Genomic DNA, 18,606 nt, shown 5'->3' with positions numbered 1-18,606 from the left:
TAATAATCACGTTGTTTTGATGTATGAACTGTTGCGCCCACCCTTTTCGTACATGAAAGGGTTGGGCTTCTCTTTTGCCTCAAAACCGCAATTTTTGATTCAGGAGGAATCCCACATGACCGGTATTGTCAAATGGTTCAACGCTGAGAAGGGCTATGGCTTCATCACCCCCGACGACGGCAGCGAGGACGTGTTCGTGCACTTCTCCGCCATCGTGGCTGAGGGCTACAAGAAGCTGCTGGAGGGCCAGAAGGTCACTTTCGAGACCGAGCCCGATCCCCGCGGCGCTAAGGGCGTGCGTGCTACCAACGTGGTGGCCGTGGCCGAGTAATAAAACCCAAAAAATTGCCGTCTGCTCACGCCGAGCAGACGGCAATTTTTAGTTTGCAAACAAAATTTTGAAGAGAAATAAATGAACATCAAGATTCTTTTTGCTCCAGCTCATCGATCAGAGCGTTAATGTTCAAAGCGGGGAGGACCACAGGTTCCATCCCGGGCTGTGCGGTGAGCAATGTGAAGGCAGAGCGCACGTAGGGGAACAGGATGGCAACGGTATTTTTCTTTAGAATCGTCTCAGTCCGGATATCATCGTCCTGAATCTCACACAGTGCGCTGATTTGCACATGGGACTGAAACTCACCTGGCCGATCAGCGTGTACGCTTAGAGAGACCTGGTATTGATTGTCAGATTGCTTATTGATTGCCGTCCCTACTTTGACCTTTACATCCTGTTGGGAAGCATGGGGAAATCCGGTGCGTACAAACTCCAGGTGATCAAAAAAGACCTGTTTCAAATGCAACACACTTTGAGAATTTTGAATTGACGTCTCGTGATTCATATAAGCTCCTCGCTTTACGCAGCAATCCAGAGCATGTCCGCATGCTGTTGATAGGGATAATTTTGAGTGCTGGAACATAAGTGCTCAACTGCCAAAGCATGTGTAACCTCTTCGCAATCGGACATGGAAAGGGGGACAAAATGAAATGCACACGGAGTTGGATCAACAGGAATCCCGGATTCCTCCATAGCCGAGCGAATAGCGGCTTCCAAATCATGTGAACTCATAGATTTCAGGCGGGATAAGGCCAAATCCAGATTCATCACACGACACCTCCTTATATTCTGATACAGACATAATAATACCATGGTCAGAGACACAAATTTGTCGTTGTGCGCAGGGAAAGCGAGTTGGCTCGGGGGTGGAGTGATTTGGGAAAAAGGTTTTTGTAATCATTCCGATTTCAGGCATCAATTTACGCACTAGGTTACAGGTGAAATTCCATCGTTTCTCTTTGGAATAGGAGGAAAACTCCACAATCCCCAGAGAAAGGCCCAGCTCATTTGCATGTTCTAACGCTGTTTTCACAAACAGATTCACTTTTGCTAGGGTAGAGGGGTCATCTAAATCCAGCAGTTGCTCCTGACGATATTCCAGAATTGCCTGTAAAATAACTGTCTCGCAATTTGCAAAACGAGCGTGGGAACACCACCACTTAGCGTGCCCGGCGTAGGCGAAAAAATATACACCAGTACCTAGCCATTCATTGTTCTTTGTGCTGTTGCGAAAGTGGTTTTGAGATAAGATGTCCATGGCATTGGCCTTGGTTGTGCCGTGATACCCTTCTATCCTATTCCTTGTCACAGTATCTCCCACACAATCTTAAAACAGAGTGATAACTTACTAAGTCGATTATAGCATAATTAGGGAAAAATGCAACAAAGGAAATGCACAGAGGGGTGTCGTCATAGCTCACTTTTTCTTAGGCAGCTTCACTTTGTTGCCCTTCTCGTCCACCAGATAGGTGTTCTCCAGGTTTCCCACCAGGCTGGCCTTCACGCTGTCGATGTACTCTTTCCGCAGGGCGGCCCGTTCCTCCAGCTCTTCGGGAGACAGGGTCTCTCCGGCCTTGACCCGGCGGGCCAGCTCGTTGATGCGGGCAATTTTCTCTTCGGTCATGGGGGTGTTCCTCCTGTCCTTTTATACATAGCGGTGCAAGGTGAGGATGACCCGCCCCTTCCGGGACTGGCCTCCCACCTGAGCTAACACACATTTACCCAGCCCCCGGCAGGTGAGCACGTCTCCCTCCTCCACCAGGCGGTCGGTTTTCAGGCACTCCAGGTGGTTCACCGACACCCGTCCGGTGGTGATGAGCTGGGACGCCTTGGACCGGGACAGGGAGAACCCGGAGGCCACCACGGCGTCCAGCCGCAGGGTGGCCACGGTGTCGTGGATCTCCTTCACAGTCTGGGGGGCGGGGGAGAGCTGGGACAGGGGGATCTCCTGGAGCTTCAGGGGATACCGCCCCGCCTGGCTGAACTGGGAGAGCACAATGGGCAGGGCCTCCCGCAGGCACACGATCTGGGCCTCATGGTCTCCCATGAGGATGTCCCCCAGCTTCTCCCGGGTGATGCCGATGCCCATGAGGCCGCCCAGAATGTCCCGGTGGGTGAGGTCTGCTTGGCGGGGGAAGGCGGCGGACACCGCCGCCAGCTCCTCCTCGGCCACGTAGTCCTCCGTCTCCTGCCAGTGGGGGAGAAAGACACACACGGTGCGCTCGGCGTCCTCGTAGCCCCCGCAGAACCGGTGCTTGGGGTGGCCGCAGGCGTCCAGCAGCAGCTCCACGCTGGCCCGCAGGGCGGGGGAGAGAAACTGGGTGGCGCAGGGGATGGACCGGGTGTCGGCCCGCTGCATCTGGTCCAGGACCCGGGCCAGCTGGGTGCGCTGCTCCCCGTCCTTGGCGAATTTGTTTAACAGTTCGGTTTTATTCATACGGATACACTCTTCTGGGCGTTGTACAGCTGGGCGTACTCCCCGCCGCTCTGGAGCAGCTCCTGGTGGGTGCCCTCCTCCACAATCCGGTTGTCGTCCACCACAATGATGCGGTGGGCGTTTCGGATGGTGGACAGCCGGTGGGCGATGATGAGGGTGGTGCGGCCCTTGGCCAACTCGTCAAAGGCGCTTTGGATGCGGGCCTCGGTTACCGAGTCCAGGGCGGAGGTGGCCTCATCCAGGATGAGGATGGGGGGATTTTTCAGGAAAATCCGGGCGATGGACACCCGCTGTTTCTGGCCGCCGGAGAGCATGACGCCCCGCTCGCCCACATAGGTCTGGAAGCCGTCGGGCATGGCCATGATATCGTCGTAGATTTCCGCCCGCTTTGCCGCCTCCATGATCTCTTCCTGGGTGGCGTCGGGCTTGCCGTAGCGGATGTTGTCGTAGATGGTGCCGGCAAAGAGGAATACGTCCTGCTGGACGATGCCGATGTTCTGGCGCAGGGACTGCTGGGTGAGGTGGCGCACATCCATGCCGTCCACCAGAATGCGGCCCCCGGTGACGTCATAGAAGCGGGGGATGAGCTGGCACAGGGTGGACTTGCCGCCTCCGGAGGGGCCCACCACCGCCACGGTCTCCCCCTGGGGGATGTGGATGGACACGTGGTCCAGCACGGTCTCCCCGTCCTCGTAGGAGAAGGACACGTCGTCCACCAGAATGTCTCCCTTGGCGGTGTCCATGTCCACGGCGTCGGGGGCGTCCTGCACCGCAGGCTCCACCCGCATCAGTTCCACAAACCGCTTGAAGCCTGCCATGCCGTTGAGGAACTGCTCCACAAAGGCGGCCAGTTTGCGCACGGGGGTGAGGAAGGTGGAGATATACAGAGCGAAGGTAATGAGGTCAATGTAGTTCATCTCACCCTGGAGGATGAACCAGCCGCCAGCGGTGATGGTGAGCACGTTCATGGCGGGCAGGGCGAACTCCAGCCCCGCCATATAGGTGGCCATGGCCTTGTAGTAGTCCCGCTTGGCTCCCTTGAACTGGTTGTTGGACTGCTGGAACTTCCGATTCTCCTGCTCCTCGTTGGCGAAGGCCTTGGCGGTGCGCATGCCGGAGATGGAGGACTCCAGCTGGCCGTTGATGCCCGCCATGTTCTGCTTGACCTGCACCGAGGCCTTCATCATCCGCCGACGCTGGAAGATGGTGAAGATCACAAACAGGGGCACCACGGCAAAGACGATGAGGGCCAGCTTCCACTGGATGGTGAGCATCAGGCAGAAGGCGCCGCCCAGGGTAATCACTGAGATGAACAGGTCCTCGGGACCGTGGTGGGCCAGCTCGGTGATTTCAAAGAGGTCGGTGGTGGCCCGGCTCATCAGCTGGCCCGTGCGGTTTTTGTCATAGAAGGAGAAGGACAGGTTTTGCATGTGTCCAAACAGGTCCCGGCGGATGTCCGCCTCAATGAGCACCCCCATCATGTGGCCCAGATAGGTGACGATGTAGTACATCCCCGCCCGCAGCAGATAGGCCGCCAGCAGACAGCCCATGACCCCGAAGAAGGCCCCAAATAGGTTCTGGGGCAGCAGTTCCTGCATGGACAGCCGGGACAGGTAGGGGAAAGCCAGGTCGATCAGGGCGATGCCCAACGCACAGGCCATATCCAGCAAAAACAGGTGCAGGTGTGGCTTGTAGTAGGACAAAAAGATAGACACATGGCTTCTCTGAAATTTCATACGATCCACGATCATTCCTCCCATTAAAATCATATTAAATTAGTATACCTGAGGGGTTTGGGGTTGTCAATGCGGCGGACTGGGAGTATAATCATGACTTGCAAGGTAAAATTTGTGCAACCGTGATCAAATGGGCTCTGACGGACGGCGGGCCTGTGGAGAGGAGTGGTGTGTTTGGAACCCATTCAACTGACCTGGAAGCAGCGGGGGGAACTGTGGCTGCGTTTGGGCGTGCGGGCTGTGCTGCTGGTGCTGGCTCTGCTGGCCCTGCGCTTTGGCGTGCTGCCGCTGCTGTCGTGGCTGAGCCCCTTTGTGCTGGCCCTGGTGCTGTCTTGGATGCTCAATCCCCTGGTGCGCTGGCTGCAAAAGAAGCTGTCCATCTCCCGGGGTATCATCACCATGACGCTGCTCATAGTGGTATTCGGCCTGGTGGGCGGTGCGCTGTGGGCGCTGACCTGGATGGCTGTGGACCAGGTGCAGGCCCTGTTCCAGAACTGGGGCGGCATTGTGGACAGCGTGCTCACCAACCTGGACGAGGTGGTGGACTGGCTGGGTGGCTTCGGGGAGCTGCTCCCCGGGGGAGCCTACAACGCCGGAGAGCGGCTGGCCCAGCTGGTGGAGACCTGGGTGCGGGACATTGACGTGTCCGGCTGGCTGAAGGTGGTGGCGGACCGGGCCCCCTCCCTGGTGGGCCAGGTGTCCTCCTTTGTGGTGGCCACCATCGTGTTTTTGATGGCCACCTACTTCATCACCGCCGACTATCCCCGGCTGCGGTTTTTCATCACCGACCGGGTGCCCGCCCCCGCCCGCAGCTTCTGCGGTGAGGTGCGGCGCATCTTCATGGAGGCCTTCGGCGGCTATCTGAAGAGCCAGCTGATTATCTCCTTTGTGGTGTTTCTCATCCTCTCCCTGGGCTTTTTCTTCATCGGGCAGTCCTACGGCCTGTTGCTGGCCCTGGGCTTTGCGGTGTTGGACTTCATCCCCATCATCGGCTCCGGCACCATCATGGTGCCCTGGGCGGTGGTGGATATCATCACCGGGAACTACACCCACGCCGCCCAGCTCATGATCATCTGGGGCATCATCGCCCTGTTCCGTCGCCTGGGCGAGCCCAAGATTCTGGGCGATCAGACGGGTCTGTCCCCCATCCTCTCCCTGGTGGGCATCTATGTGGGTATGCTCCTGGGGGGCGTGCTGGGCATGATCGTGGGCCCGCTGCTGCTGTTGGTGTTTATCAACCTGACCAAGCTGGGCATCTTCTCTCCCGTCATGGCAGACCTGTCCGCCGCCGCCTCCGACGTGGCCGCCATCCTGAAAAGCGGACACCGGAAATAAGAGAACAAATACTGCAACCAGACTCCCGAGTTCGGAGGAGGGTTGCAGTATTTTTTGCCCTTTTTAGGCATTTGATTCGGGGCTCTGGTGGGTGCTCCGGTATTGGCTGGGGGTCTGGCCCTTCTTGCGGTGGAACAGGCGGGAGAAGTACAGGGAGTCCTCATACCCCACCGAGCGGGCGATGTTGGTGATGGTCAAATCCGAGTGGGTCAGCAGGGTGCAGGCCTGGCGGATGCGCACGTCCAGCAGATAGGCCTGGGGGGACATGCCCACCATGGACTTGAACAGCCGATACAGATAGGTGCGCTCCAGGCCCAGCCAGTTGGCCAGGTCCTGGATGGTGACGGCCTCGCTGCAACAGGCCCTTTAGACGCTCAAAAACCCATATGTCAATGGAAGAAGGACAGATTATCTTGCAACGTTAAAAAAGCCCTCGGCAGAGTTTTTCCATCCGCAGATGGAAAAATAAATTGAAATCTGTTTTTTTCGGGGACATGCGCATCGAAAAAAACACTTCTCAGCCCGCCAGTGTGGAATCGGGTCGCCCTTTGACCCGATTATGCATGCAGCGGGCTGCATCCCCTCGAAAAAATGCTTGCATTTTTGAGAAGTAGCATTGCTGCAACAGGCCCTTGCCAAATTTTTGCGTTTGTTTATAATCAATTTGAATTCATGTCATAATCTGGACATAATTATTTAGTACCCTTTGTTCAGATCAAAAAACAAGGAGCGATCCATATGTTTGAAGAAAATAATAACAATCAGAACGGCTTCGACAACGGGTTCCAGCCTTTGGATTCCAACGGCTTTAACGGTGAGAATCAGAACCCCAAGTTCGTTCAGGGCAGCGGCCCCAATGACGACGGAGCTTACAGATATAGCTGGACGCCCAACGGCGAGAACAACGATACCGGTTCCAACTTCCACGTCAACCCCGCCCCCAAGCCCCCCAAGAAGAAGGGTGCCAGCCGGGCGGTGGCTCTGGTCCTGTGCTGTGCCCTGGTGGGCGGCGGCGCAGGCCTGGGTGGCGCTGCCCTCTATGACAGACTGGGCGGCGGCAGCTCCGATGGCACCACCATCTACCAGAACACCACCCAGGGCACCCAGGTGAATGTGCAGCAGGCGGACGGGGTCAAGGAGATGACCCTGGAGGAGCTCTACGCCTCCTACGCCGACTCCTGCGTCAACGTCACCTGCCAAGTGACGGTGCAGCAGGGCTGGCAGCAGTACACCGGCACCTCCAGCGGCTCCGGCTTCATCCTCTCCGAGGACGGCTACATTGTCACCAACTACCACGTCATTGACGGGGCCAACGCCATCAAGGTGACCCTGAATAACGGCGAGGAGTACGACGCCACCCTCATCGGCGGCGAGGAGACCAACGATGTGGCCGTGCTGAAGATCGACGGCATCAGCGGCCTGAAGCCTGTGGTGCTGGGCGACTCCGACTCCCTGGTGGTGGGCCAGCAGGTGTCCACCATCGGCAACGCTCTGGGCACCCTGTCCTTCTCTCAGACTTCCGGTCATGTCTCCGGTGTGGGCCGTTCCGTGACTATGAGCGACGGTACCATCATCAACATGATTCAGACTGACTGTGTCATCAACTCCGGTAACTCCGGTGGCCCCCTGTTTGACCAGTATGGCCGTGTGGTGGGCATCACCTCTGCCAAGTACTCTAACAACGGCGACACCAGCTCCGCCTCCATTGAGGGCATCGGCTTTGCCATCCCCATCAACGATGTCATTGATATGATCCAGGACTTCATCCAGTACGGCTATGTCACCGGACGTCCCTCCATGGGCATCACCGCCGTGGAAGTCACCGAGGACTACGCCAAGGCCTTCGGCTGGCCCTCCGGTGTGTACGTCAATGCCGTCAATGAGGGTTCCTGCTCCGAGACCGCAGGCCTGAAGCAGGGCGATATCATCACCAAGCTGGGCGACACCGCCGTCACCACCGTGGCCGAGCTCAACGCCGCCAAGAACCAGTTCAAGGCCGGCGAGAGCACCACTCTGGAGGTGTACCGGGCCGGCGAGACCCTGACCCTCAACATCACCTTCGACGAGGAGAAGAATAACACCCAGAACAGCCAGACCCAGCAGGACCCCGCCCCCCAGCAGACTACCAGCATGCAGGACGGCTACTTCGATCCCTGGGACTACTACTTCGGCCACTAATCCGACACATCAAAACAGCAGCGAGAGGAACCTCTCGCTGCTGTTTTTTTATCTCTGTAACATGGCCAGCTCTGCTTCCGCTTCCCGCCGATTGTCGGCGGAGAAGCAGAATTCTCCGTTGAAAAACACTTCTACATGACCTCTGACATACTCCAGCTCATACATGGCGGGACACTTCCTTTCAAGCCTGGGTTCAGGCGTTCTTCTTTGATGATGAAAGTGTACCACAGAGGAAGTCCGATAAATGGGACTTTAAAAGAGGGCGTTCCCTCTGTCACTAGCCCTCGGCAGAGTTTTCCCATCCGTAGATGGGAAAATAAATTGAAATCCTGTTTTTTTCGAGGACATGCGCATCGAAAAAAACACTTCTCAGCCCGCTGCATTTCCTCGAAAAAATGCTGGCATTTTTTCGACATGCTAAAAACCCCCGGCTCTCACATGAGAGCCGGGGGGTTTGCGTCATTGGAAATGACCGATTAGCGCAGGTTGAAGAAAGCGTCGCGGCCCAGGTACTGAGCGGCATCGCCCAGCTCCTCCTCGATGCGGAGCAGCTGATTGTACTTGGCAACACGGTCGGTGCGGCTGGGAGCGCCGGTCTTGATCTGGCCAGCGTTGAGAGCCACGGAGATGTCAGCGATGGTGGTGTCCTCGGTCTCGCCGGAACGGTGAGAGACGACGGCGGTGTAGCCAGCGCGGTTAGCCATCTGGATGGCGTCCAGGGTCTCGGTCAGGGTGCCGATCTGGTTGACCTTGATCAGGATGGCGTTGGCAACCTTCTTCTCAATGCCGGTGGACAGACGGGACACGTTGGTCACGAACAGGTCGTCGCCAACCAGCTGGACGCGGTCGCCGATGGCCTTGGTGAGCATGCCCCAGCCTTCCCAGTCGTTCTCGCCCATGCCGTCCTCCAGGGAGATGATGGGGTAGTTGTCGGCAAACTTCTTCCACATGTTGACCATCTGCTGCTTGGTCATGGTCTTCTTGGCCTTGGGCAGGTCGTAGCAGCCGGTCTCCTCGTTGTACCACTCGGACACGGCGGCGTCGATGGCGATCATGAAGTCCTCGCCGGGCTTGTAGCCGGCCTTCTCGATGGCCTGGACGATCACCTTCAGAGCGTCCTCGTCCTTCTTCAGGTTGGGAGCGTAGCCGCCCTCGTCACCCACGCCAGCGGCGGGAGTGCCATTCTCCTTCAGAACGGTCTTCAGGGTGTGGAACACCTCGGCGCAGCGGCGCAGAGCCTCACGGAAGGAGGGAGCGGAGACGGGCATGATCATGAACTCCTGGATGTCCACGTTGTTGGTGGCGTGAGCGCCGCCGTTGAGGATGTTCATCATGGGCATGGGCAGGATCTTAGCGTTCACGCCGCCAATGTAGTTGTACAGGCTGGTGCCCAGGGACTGAGCAGCGGCCTTAGCGCAGGCCAGAGAAGCGCCCAGGATGGCGTTGGCGCCCAGACGGGTCTTGTTGGGGGTGCCGTCCAGGTCGATCATGGTCTTATCAATGGCGGGCTGATCCAGAACGTTCATGCCGATCAGAGCCTCAGCGATCTCGGTGTTGACGTTGGCAACAGCCTTCTCCACACCCTTGCCCATGTAGCGGCTCTTGTCGCCGTCACGCAGCTCGCAGGCCTCGTAGATACCAGTGGAAGCGCCGGAGGGCACAGCAGCACGGCCCACGGTGCCGTCGTCCAGGGTCACCTCAACCTCAACGGTGGGGTTGCCGCGGGAGTCCAGAATTTCGCGAGCGACGACGTCAACGATTTCGATCATGTTTTTCATGGGAATCAATCTCCTTTCAAATCGTAGAGAATGTTATCTTCAGGCGGACAGGTCCAGGCGGGCCTGTCCGCCGGATAACCACAAAAGTGGTGCTCAGTGGACGATCAGGGTCTCACCAGTCATCTCAGCAGGCTTCTCAAGGCCCATGAGATCCAGCATAGTGGGAGCCAGGTCGGCCAGGCGGCCGTCACGCAGCTTCACGTCCGCACCCACCAGGCAGCAGGGCACCAGGTTGGTGGTGTGGGCGGTGAAGGGGGTGCCGTCCTCGGACAGCATGTGCTCGGCGTTGCCGTGGTCGGCGGTGATGATGGACACGCCGCCCATGGCAGCAGTGGCAGCCACAACCTTGGCCACGCCAGTGTCCACGGCCTCGGCGGCCTTCACAGCGGCGTCAAACACACCGGTGTGGCCCACCATGTCGCAGTTGGCGTAGTTGAGGATGATGACATCATACTTGCCGCTCTCGATGCGCTTGACGCACTCCTCGGTGACCTCGGCAGCGCTCATCTCGGGCTGCAGGTCATAGGTAGCAACCTTGGGGGAGGGGATCAGGCAGCGATCCTCGCCGGGGAAGGTCTGCTCCACGCCGCCGTTGAAGAAGAAGGTGACGTGAGCGTACTTCTCGGTCTCAGCAATGCGCAGCTGGGTGCGGCCCATGCGGGAGATATACTCGCCGAAGATGTTGGACAGCTTCTCACGGGGGTAGGCCACCACCACGTTGGGCATGGTGGCGTCATACTCGGTGGTGCACACGTACTGCACGTGGAAGAAGCCCTTCTTGCGCTCGAAGCCGGTGAACTCGGGGTCCACGAAGCTGCGGGTGATCTCGCGAGCGCGGTCAGGACGGTAGTTGTAGAAGATGATGGAGTCGCCCTCGCCGATCTCGGCGCCCTTGGTGCACACCACGGGCTCCATGAACTCGTCGGTGACGCCCTTGTCATAGGACTCCTGCACAGCCTGAGCGGCATCGGCGCAGAAGGGAGCCTCACCGTAGACCATGGCCTGATAGGCGCGCTCCACGCGCTCCCAGCGGTTGTCACGGTCCATGGCGTAGAAGCGGCCCATGACGGTGGCGATCTGGCCCACGCCCAGTTCCTTCATCTTGGCCTGGAGCTGCTCGACGTAGCTCTTGCCGGAGGAGGGGGGCACGTCACGGCCGTCCAGGAAGCAGTGGACGTAGACCTTGGTCAGGCCACGCTCCTTGGCCATCTTCAGCAGAGCGAAGAGGTGGGTGATGTGGGAGTGCACGCCGCCGTCGCTGAGCAGGCCGTACAGGTGCAGGGCAGTGCCCTTCTCCTTGCAGGCGTCCATGGCACCCACGTAGGCAGCGTTCTGGAAGAAGGTACCCTTCTCAATGTCCAGAGAGATGCGGGGCAGGTCCTGGAACACCACGCGGCCAGCGCCGATGTTGGTGTGGCCCACCTCGCTGTTACCCATCTGGCCGTCGGGCAGACCCACGTCCAGGCCGGAGGCGGACAGGCAGCAACGGGGATTCTCAGCGAAAATCTTGTCCAGATTGGGGGTCTTGGCAGCGGCAATGGCGTTGTCGCCGGGCTTGTTCTGGCAGGAGGAGATGCCGAAGCCGTCCATGATGATGAGAGTAGTAGGAGTTTTCATGACTAAGCCTCACAATATCAAAGTGTTTGGCTATGCGTCGTTCCTTACGCTTCCTGTTGTCACGCTCGGATTGGACGCATAGCCGGGCCCCTAAGTCCGGCGACTCCGGGCAAACCCAGAACGGAAGGTACACCGTTCTTGGGCTTTGCCCATCCGCTCTGTCCTTAGCGGCCCTATGCGTCTATCCTTACGCTTCCTGTTGTCACGCTCGGATTGGACGCATGGCCGGGCCTCTAAGCCCACCGACTCCGGGCAAACCCGGTGCGGTCAGTGCGCCGCCCCTGGGCTTTGCCCATCCGCTCTGGGCTTAGCGACCCTATGCGTCTATCCTTACGCTTCCTGGTTAGCGGCGTTGATGATAGCCATGAAGTCGTCGGGCTTCAGGGCAGCGCCGCCGATGAGGCCGCCGTCGATGTCGGGCTGAGCCAGCAGCTCAGCGGCATTCTTGGCGTTCATGGAGCCACCGTACTGGATGGTGACGGCACGGGCCACGCGGGCGCCGTACAGCTTGCGGATCACGCCGCGGATGTGGGAGCACACAGCGCCAGCCTGCTCGGCAGTGGCGGTCTTGCCGGTGCCGATGGCCCAGATGGGCTCGTAGGCGATGACCACGCGGCGCACCTGGCTCTCAGTCAGGCCAGCCAGAGCGATCTTCACCTGATAGGTGATCAGCTCCTCGGTGACGTCCAGCTCGCGCTGCTCCAGGCTCTCGCCCACGCACACGATGGGACGCAGACCGGCCTCCAGGGCGGCGTGGACCTTCTTGTTGACGGTCAGGTCGGTCTCGTTGTAGTACTGACGGCGCTCGGAGTGGCCGATGATGACGTACTTGGCGCCCACTTCCTTGAGCATCTCCACGGTGACCTCACCGGTGAAAGCACCGGAGGCCTCGTAGTGGCAGTTCTCGCCGCCGATGGCCAGACGGGTGTCCTTGAACAGCTTCACGGCGCCGGGGATGTTCACAGCGGGAACACACAGCACCACTTCGCACCACTTGTGCTTGCCCAGCTGGGGCTTGATGGCCTCGGCGTAGGCGCGGGTCTCGGACAGGGTCTTGTTCATCTTCCAGTTGCCGGCGATGATGGTCTTACGATATTTCAGGTTCATAAGATTGAGTCGTCCTTTCTGTATAGGGGTCGAGCATATTGTCACGCTCGGATTGGACGCATGGCCGGGTCACTAAACCCGCCGACTTCGGGCAAACCCGGGGCGGTAAGTGCGCCACCCCTGGGCTTTGCCCATCCGCTTTGGGTTTAGCTCCCCTATGCGTCTATCCTCAACGCTTCGTTAATTACTTGTCCAGCAGGCAGGCAACGCCGGGCAGCTCCTTGCCCTCCAGGAACTCCAGAGAGGCGCCGCCGCCGGTGGAGATGTGGGTCATCTTGTCGGCGAAGCCCAGCTGAGCCACAGCAGCAGCGGAGTCGCCGCCGCCCACGATGGTGATGGCGTTGGTCTCGGCCAGAGCCTTGGCCAGAGCGCGGGTGCCCTCAGCGAAAGCGGGGAACTCGAACACGCCCATGGGGCCGTTCCAGATCACGGTGCCGGCGTCCTTCACGGCGTCGGAGAACAGAGCGATGGTCTTGGGGCCGATGTCCATGCCCATGCGGTCGTCGGGAATGGCCATGGTGTCCACCAGCTCGGGAGTGGCGTCAGCGGAGAACTCAGCAGCACACAGAGTGTCCACGGGCAGCAGGAACTTCACGCCCTTCTCCTTGGCCTTGGCCATCATCTCCTTGCAGTAGTCCAGACGGTCCTCCTCCAGCAGGGAGGTGCCCACGGTGCCGCCCATAGCCTTGATGAAGGTGTAGGCCATGCCGCCGCCGATGATGATGGTGTCAGCGATGTCCAGCAGGTTGTTGATGACGCCGATCTTGGAAGAGACCTTAGCGCCGCCCAGAATGGCAACCAGAGGACGCTTGGGGTTGGCCAGAGCGCCGCCCATGATCTCCAGCTCCTTCTCGATCAGGAAGCCGGACACGGCGGGCAGGTAAGCGGCCACGCCGGCGGTGGAGGCGTGAGCGCGGTGCACGGTGCCGAAGGCGTCGGACACGTACACCTCGGCCATATCAGCCAGAGCCTTAGCGAACTCAGGATCGTTCTTCTCCTCGCGGATGTCGAAGCGGAGGTTCTCCAGCAGCATGATCTGACCGGGCTGGAGAGCAGCGGCCTTGGCCTTGGCGTCCTCACCGATGGTGTCGTTGGCGAAGATGACCTCGCAGCCCAGCAGCTCGCTCAGGCGCTTGGCAACAGGAGCCAGAGTCAGGGACTCCTTCCGCTCGCCCTTGGGCTTGCCCAGGTGAGAGCAGGCGATGACAGCAGCGCCCTGCTCCAGCAGGTACTTCAGAGTGGGCAGAGCAGCCACGATACGCTTGTCGTCAGTAATGGCACCGGTGGCCTTGTCCTGGGGGACGTTGAAGTCGCAGCGGCACAGCACCTTTTTGCCCTTTACATCCAGATCCTTGACAGTCTTTTTGTTGTAGTTCATGTTCAGGCTCCTTTCAAAGTAACAGGGAAAATATTACCTTAATGGTATATAAAATTGGGTTGCAGGGTGGGGAACACCCTGCGCTTTCGCAATCCCATTGCGAACAAAAATCATCCGTCCTCAGCCATACTGCCTGTCCCAGACAGACCAGGGAAGCCTTGCTGTTTCAGGCTACCCCCACAAAACCTGTTTTGTGGGGACCCCCGAGGATTTTATATGCGCAGGCCGGAAGTGAATTCCGTCCTGCTCCGCCGCACCAGCGGCGGCCCGCCGGGGGCGGGCTTACTCGGCCTTGGCCATCGAGCCTTTCCCGGACAAGCCGGGAAAGCCTTGCTGTTTCAAGGCCTCGTAGGTGAGGATGGCCACCGAGTTGGACAGGTTCAGGCTCCGGGCATCCTCCCGCATGGGGATGCGGATGCAGCGGTCCCGGTAGCGCTCCCGCAGCCACTGGGGCAGTCCGGCGGTCTCTTTGCCGAAAAACAGCCAACAACCGTCGGAAAAGGACACATCGGAGTAGTCCCGGGGCGCTTTTGTGGTGGCCAGCCACAGCTCGGGCTGGGGATGTTGGGAGAAAAAGTCGTCCAAATCGCGGTATACCGTCAACTCCACCATAGGCCAGTAATCCAGTCCGGCCCGGCGCACGGCTTTTTCACTGATGTCGAATCCCAGAGGTTCGATCAAATGCAAATGGCAGCGGGTGGCTGCACAAGTGCGAGCGATATTTCCGCAATTCTGTGGAATTTCAGGTTCCACCAAAACAATATTGACCATAATCTCCTCCTTCAACCATGGACATTATATTCGTTTATGAACCAAATTACAAGAGAAAAAATGGGGAAAACAGCAAAAAAAATAACTTTTTTTCGAGCCAAAGAAAAAACTATGAAAATCGCATAAAATAGTGGATTTTTTAACAATACATATTTTAACTATTGATAAAATTTAACAAAAATATAGATTTTACATCTTGCAAGATACTTACTGAAAATGGAAAGTGAAAAATTTTGTGCAGATAGGGAACTTTTTGCCCGCCTCATGCGTCCAAGTGTACGGCGAGGACAGGGAGGACTGACCCGCCAGAGAAATTTAGAAAACATATAAAGTAAGGAGAACTGCAACATGTTGAAGAAGATCGTGACGCTTGCCATGGCCGCCATGATGGCCGTCGCCCTGGTTGCCTGCGGCAACACCGCCGCTAAGCCCACCGCCACTCCCGAGCCCGTGGACCTGGCCGCCTTTGCGGAGAAGTACGTCTCCGAGCAGCTGATGCCCCCCCTGCTGGACACCAACGAGGACATGGGCAAGCAGATTCTGGACACCAGCTATGTTGGCCTGAGCGACCTGGACCTGGAGCAGTGCCTGCCCTACGTGTCCATGATGGGCATTAAAAACACCGAGATGGTGCTGGTGCAGACCAAGAACGCCGATGACGTGGCCAAGGTCAAGGAGATTTTCCAGGCTCGCATGGATGCCATGGTGGGCGGTGGCGCCTTCTATCCTGAGACCGCTGAGATCTGGACCAACAACGCCGAGATCGTGGAGAAGGGCAACTACGTGGCCGTGATCGTCAGCGAGGACAAGGACGCCATCGTGGAGGCCTTCAACGGCCTGTTTGCCTAATTGTTCCGGTCAACCGCCTGTTGCGCCCTCACAATTTGAGCATTTGGCAGAAATTTAGCCAGGCTACCCAACAGGCCCACACGGGGTGTTGCATTTGGCAGCACCCCGTGTTACCTTATAAAGAGCGATTTTGTCAACTGAGGTGACTGCCGTGGTATTCTCTACCCCTTATTTTTTGTTCTTATATCTGCCCATGGTGCTGCTTTTGTACTACATTTCTCCTTTGAAGTGGAGAAATCTGGTGCTGATGGTGGTAAACCTGATTTTTTACGGCTGGGGCGAGCCGGTGTATATCATCATCATGCTGGTCAACATCACCGCCAACTATGTATTTGGCCTGGTGGTGACCCGATGCAAACAAAGGGAAAACCAGCGGGGGGCCAAGATCGCTGTGGCTCTGTCGGTGGTGTTCAACCTGGCGCTGCTGGGCTTTTTCAAGTACTGGGACTTCCTGGCCAAGTCGCTGGCGGGATTGGGCCTGGACATCATGCCCCAGTTTGGGCTGGAGCTGCCCATCGGCATCTCCTTCTACACCTTCCAGACCATGAGCTATACCATTGACGTGTACCGGGGGGACTCCCGGGTGCAGAAGAACCTCATCACCTTCGGTACCTTCGTCACCTTGTTTCCACAGCTCATTGCCGGCCCCATCCTTCAGTATAAGGACCTGGATGCCCAGCTGGAGCACCGGGACCACACGGTAGAGCGGTTTGCCCTGGGTGTGCAGCGGTTTTGCGTGGGTCTGGCCAAAAAGGTGCTGCTGGCCAACAACCTGGGCAAGCTGTGGGACGTGTATCTGGCCACACCGGGGGCGGAGCTGACCACCCTGGGAGCATGGCTGGGCATTGTTGCCTTCTCTCTCCAGCTGTACTTTGACTTCTCCGGTTATTCGGACATGGCCATCGGCATGGGTCGGATGCTGGGCTTTGAGTTTATGGAGAACTTCAACTACCCCTATATCTCCAAATCCGCCACCGAGTTCTGGCGGCGGTGGCACATTTCCCTGGGCAACTGGTTCCGGGATTATCTGTATATCCCCCTGGGCGGCAACCGGGTGGGCAAGGGCCGATTGATGTTCAACCTGCTCATCGTGTGGGCCGCCACCGGCATCTGGCACGGGGCCAGCTGGAACTTCCTCATCTGGGGTCTGTACTATTTCGTCTTCATCATGCTGGAAAAGCTGTGGCTGGGCAAGTACCTGAAAAAAGCCCCCGCCGCACTGGCGCACCTCTACGGGATCTTCATCGTGGTGGTGGGCTGGGCCATCTTCGCCGTGGAGGACTTCACCGCCATGGGCCTCTACCTCAAGGCCATGTTCGGCATTGGCGTGAGTCTGGTGAATGGGGATGCCCTGTACTACCTCTTCAACTACCTGCCCATGCTGGTGGTCGCCTGTGTGGCCGCCACTCCCTTGGCGGCCAAGGTGTGGTACAAGATTCCCGCCAAGGTGTGGAAGCCCGCCCTGCCGGTGCTGGTGTGCCTGGCCCTTGTGGTGGCCACCGCCTATCTGGTGGACGGCACCTACAACCCCTTCCTCTATTTCCGATTCTAAGGAGGTGAACCGCTGTGAGTAAAAAGTATGCTGCATTCATTACCGCTCTCTTCTGCGTGTTCATCTTTGGCTTTGGGGCGGCGCTTCTGATCTCCCCCGACCGGGACTTCTCCCAGCAGGAGAACCGCTATCTGGCCAAGTTCGAGGCCCCCACGCTGTCCACCTTGAAGTCCGGCGAGTTTATGAAGGACTTTGAGCAGTACGTCATCGACCAGTTCCCCCTGCGGGACGGCTGGATTCAGCTCAAGGCCTGGTGCGAGCGGCTGGTGGGCAAGCAGGAGAACAACGGGGTCTACCTGGGCACCGATGGCCAGACCCTCTTTGCCCAGTACACCAAGCCATCGGAGGACGACCTGGCCCGTCGGGTGGGCTACGTCAACCAGCTGGGGGCCAATGTGGAGGTACCTGTGTACTTCGCCCTCATCCCGGACAAGAGCTACGTGTGGGCCGACCGCCTGCCCCACCGGGCACCCCTGGTGGACGACGGGGCCACCATTCAGGAGTCCATGGACCTCACCGGGGAGGACGTGACGGACATTGACCTGCGGGATGCCTTCAGCGGGGACGATGTGTTCTACCGCACCGACCACCACTGGAGCCTCTTCGGAGCCTTCCAGGGCTATGAGGCCCTGAACCAGGCCATGGGTGTGGAGACGGTGACCCCGGAAGGGGAGCCCACCCGAGTGAGCGACTCCTTCTACGGCACCACCTACTCCTCCAGCGGAGCGGGCTGGGTGAAACCCGACGAGCTCTACACCTGGGTCAGCGAAGAGGGCATCACCGTGACGGCCTATCCCAAGGGCCAGCCTGAGCCCGGGGTGCTGTACGACAAGAGTTATTTGGAGAAAAAGGACAAGTACTCCATGTTCCTGGGGGGCAACAAGCCTCTGGCCGTGTTGGAAAATCCCCAGGCCCAGGGCGGCAAGCTGCTGGTGATCCGGGACTCCTACGCGGATTCCCTGGCTCCCTTCCTGGCCCAGAGCTACCAGGAGGTGCACCTGTTCGATGTGCGCTACAACCTGAACTCGGTCAAGGAATATGTGGAGGAAAACGGCATCGACCAGGTGTTGGTGCTCTATTCTGTCTCCAACTTCTCCACCGAGTCCAACCTCTTTGTCATGAGCCGCTAAAACTTCATAGAATTGCCTGACGCACAGTCCACCGCTTTGGACTGTGCGTCAGTGTTTTGATATATGAGAGAACACCCCGGGTCAGGGCGGCGGTCACAGCTGGTGTTGGCACATCCGCAGCAGCTGCCACGGCATCATCGCTGTGCACGACCTTATGAGGACGTGGACCTGGGCGAGCTGGTGGACCAGGAGACCATGAGCTATGAGGTGGTCTTTTTTGAACAGGGCTTGGCCCTGGACAGCCGGGGGGAGGAGCACGTCACCGTGCGGGGCAATCAGGTGGAGCTGCGCCAGGTGGTGGACATCCTCCTGGATAACGCCAGAAAATACTCCAATCCCGGAGGCAAGACGGTGGTGGAACTGCCCATGGCGTAGGAGTGTAGTTGCTACAGCTTGAGAGAAAA

19 protein-coding genes are annotated in these 18,606 nt (G+C 58.4%); 7 read left to right on the top strand and 12 right to left on the bottom strand.

Going from position 1 to position 18,606, the window contains the following annotated elements:
- Positions 1-115 precede the first annotated feature (115 nt).
- Positions 116-331, top strand: a complete 216-nt coding sequence (locus tag B5F98_RS04530) for a cold-shock protein (RefSeq protein ID WP_087232605.1) — start codon at positions 116-118, stop codon at positions 329-331.
- A gap of 88 nt (positions 332-419) precedes the next feature.
- Here the strand turns inward: B5F98_RS04530 and B5F98_RS04525 are convergent, their stop codons facing one another.
- The 6 genes from B5F98_RS04525 to B5F98_RS04505 all read right to left on the bottom strand — a co-directional run bounded on the left by B5F98_RS04525 (position 420) and on the right by B5F98_RS04505 (position 4,507).
- Entirely contained in the window at positions 420-839 is a 420-nt protein-coding gene (locus tag B5F98_RS04525; protein ID WP_158099780.1) for a protein-export chaperone SecB, read from the bottom strand.
- A 14-nt stretch (positions 840-853) separates the two neighbouring features.
- The gene (locus tag B5F98_RS12920; protein ID WP_158099779.1) at positions 854-1,105 is read right to left on the bottom strand and encodes a hypothetical protein; all 252 of its coding nucleotides are present in this window, start codon (positions 1,103-1,105) and stop codon (positions 854-856) included.
- Positions 1,053-1,592: a hypothetical protein gene (locus B5F98_RS04520; protein ID WP_087369875.1), complete on the bottom strand. Its 540-nt coding sequence runs from the start codon at positions 1,590-1,592 to the stop codon at positions 1,053-1,055. Before B5F98_RS04520 ends, B5F98_RS12920 begins: the two co-directional genes overlap by 53 nt.
- 159 nt (positions 1,593-1,751) lie before the next feature.
- The gene (locus tag B5F98_RS04515; RefSeq protein WP_087369873.1) at positions 1,752-1,958 is read right to left on the bottom strand and encodes a DUF896 domain-containing protein; all 207 of its coding nucleotides are present in this window, start codon (positions 1,956-1,958) and stop codon (positions 1,752-1,754) included.
- A gap of 21 nt (positions 1,959-1,979) precedes the next feature.
- Positions 1,980-2,771 carry a YlmH/Sll1252 family protein gene (locus B5F98_RS04510; protein ID WP_087369871.1) on the bottom strand — a complete coding sequence of 264 codons (792 nt, stop codon included), beginning with the start codon at positions 2,769-2,771 and terminating at the stop codon, positions 1,980-1,982.
- Positions 2,768-4,507 carry an ABC transporter ATP-binding protein gene (locus tag B5F98_RS04505; protein ID WP_087232688.1) on the bottom strand — a complete coding sequence of 580 codons (1,740 nt, stop codon included), beginning with the start codon at positions 4,505-4,507 and terminating at the stop codon, positions 2,768-2,770. Before B5F98_RS04505 ends, B5F98_RS04510 begins: the two co-directional genes overlap by 4 nt.
- A gap of 174 nt (positions 4,508-4,681) precedes the next feature.
- Here B5F98_RS04505 and ytvI point away from each other — a divergent pair, with 174 nt between their 5' ends.
- Positions 4,682-5,842 (top strand): sporulation integral membrane protein YtvI, encoded by a 1,161-nt coding sequence (gene ytvI / locus B5F98_RS04500; RefSeq protein WP_158099778.1) that lies wholly within the window; start codon positions 4,682-4,684, stop codon positions 5,840-5,842.
- Between the two features lie 63 nt (positions 5,843-5,905).
- Here ytvI and B5F98_RS04495 read toward each other — a convergent pair whose 3' ends face one another.
- Positions 5,906-6,181, bottom strand: coding sequence for a helix-turn-helix transcriptional regulator (locus B5F98_RS04495; RefSeq protein WP_087369867.1), 276 nt, complete (start codon positions 6,179-6,181; stop codon positions 5,906-5,908).
- Between the two features lie 399 nt (positions 6,182-6,580).
- Between B5F98_RS04495 and B5F98_RS04490 the strand changes: the two genes are divergently transcribed.
- Positions 6,581-8,020: a trypsin-like peptidase domain-containing protein gene (locus B5F98_RS04490; RefSeq protein WP_087369865.1), complete on the top strand. Its 1,440-nt coding sequence runs from the start codon at positions 6,581-6,583 to the stop codon at positions 8,018-8,020.
- A 476-nt stretch (positions 8,021-8,496) separates the two neighbouring features.
- Here the strand turns inward: B5F98_RS04490 and eno are convergent, their stop codons facing one another.
- The 5 genes from eno to B5F98_RS04465 all read right to left on the bottom strand — a co-directional run bounded on the left by eno (position 8,497) and on the right by B5F98_RS04465 (position 14,671).
- On the bottom strand, positions 8,497-9,798 hold the full coding sequence (gene eno / locus B5F98_RS04485; protein WP_087369863.1) for a phosphopyruvate hydratase: 1,302 nt from the start codon (positions 9,796-9,798) through the stop codon (positions 8,497-8,499).
- Positions 9,799-9,891: 93 nt separating this feature from the next.
- Complete coding sequence (gene gpmI, locus B5F98_RS04480; RefSeq protein ID WP_087369861.1) at positions 9,892-11,415, bottom strand: 2,3-bisphosphoglycerate-independent phosphoglycerate mutase; 1,524 nt, start codon at positions 11,413-11,415, stop codon at positions 9,892-9,894.
- Positions 11,416-11,745: 330 nt separating this feature from the next.
- Entirely contained in the window at positions 11,746-12,522 is a 777-nt protein-coding gene (gene tpiA, locus B5F98_RS04475) for a triose-phosphate isomerase (RefSeq protein ID WP_087232630.1), read from the bottom strand.
- A 184-nt stretch (positions 12,523-12,706) separates the two neighbouring features.
- A complete protein-coding gene (locus B5F98_RS04470) occupies positions 12,707-13,900 on the bottom strand; it encodes a phosphoglycerate kinase (RefSeq protein WP_087232633.1) in 1,194 nt (397 codons plus the stop codon).
- A gap of 282 nt (positions 13,901-14,182) precedes the next feature.
- Positions 14,183-14,671, bottom strand: a complete 489-nt coding sequence (locus B5F98_RS04465) for a tRNA (cytidine(34)-2'-O)-methyltransferase (protein ID WP_204210533.1) — start codon at positions 14,669-14,671, stop codon at positions 14,183-14,185.
- A gap of 348 nt (positions 14,672-15,019) precedes the next feature.
- Here B5F98_RS04465 and B5F98_RS04460 point away from each other — a divergent pair, with 348 nt between their 5' ends.
- From B5F98_RS04460 to B5F98_RS04445, 4 genes are all read left to right on the top strand, one after another.
- Positions 15,020-15,520, top strand: coding sequence for a DUF4358 domain-containing protein (locus tag B5F98_RS04460; protein ID WP_087369859.1), 501 nt, complete (start codon positions 15,020-15,022; stop codon positions 15,518-15,520).
- A 151-nt stretch (positions 15,521-15,671) separates the two neighbouring features.
- Positions 15,672-17,072 (top strand): MBOAT family protein, encoded by a 1,401-nt coding sequence (locus B5F98_RS04455; RefSeq protein ID WP_087369857.1) that lies wholly within the window; start codon positions 15,672-15,674, stop codon positions 17,070-17,072.
- A gap of 14 nt (positions 17,073-17,086) precedes the next feature.
- Positions 17,087-18,202, top strand: a complete 1,116-nt coding sequence (locus B5F98_RS04450) for a DHHW family protein (protein ID WP_087369855.1) — start codon at positions 17,087-17,089, stop codon at positions 18,200-18,202.
- 105 nt (positions 18,203-18,307) lie between these two features.
- Entirely contained in the window at positions 18,308-18,577 is a 270-nt protein-coding gene (locus B5F98_RS04445) for a HAMP domain-containing histidine kinase (protein ID WP_206418091.1), read from the top strand.
- The last annotated feature ends 29 nt before the right edge of the window (positions 18,578-18,606 follow it).

Origin of the sequence: Pseudoflavonifractor sp. An44, assembly GCF_002161675.1 — a bacterium.
In the GTDB taxonomy this organism is placed as follows: domain Bacteria; phylum Bacillota; class Clostridia; order Oscillospirales; family Oscillospiraceae; genus Enterenecus; species Enterenecus faecium.
This window is presented reverse-complemented; position numbering and strand designations above follow the sequence as displayed.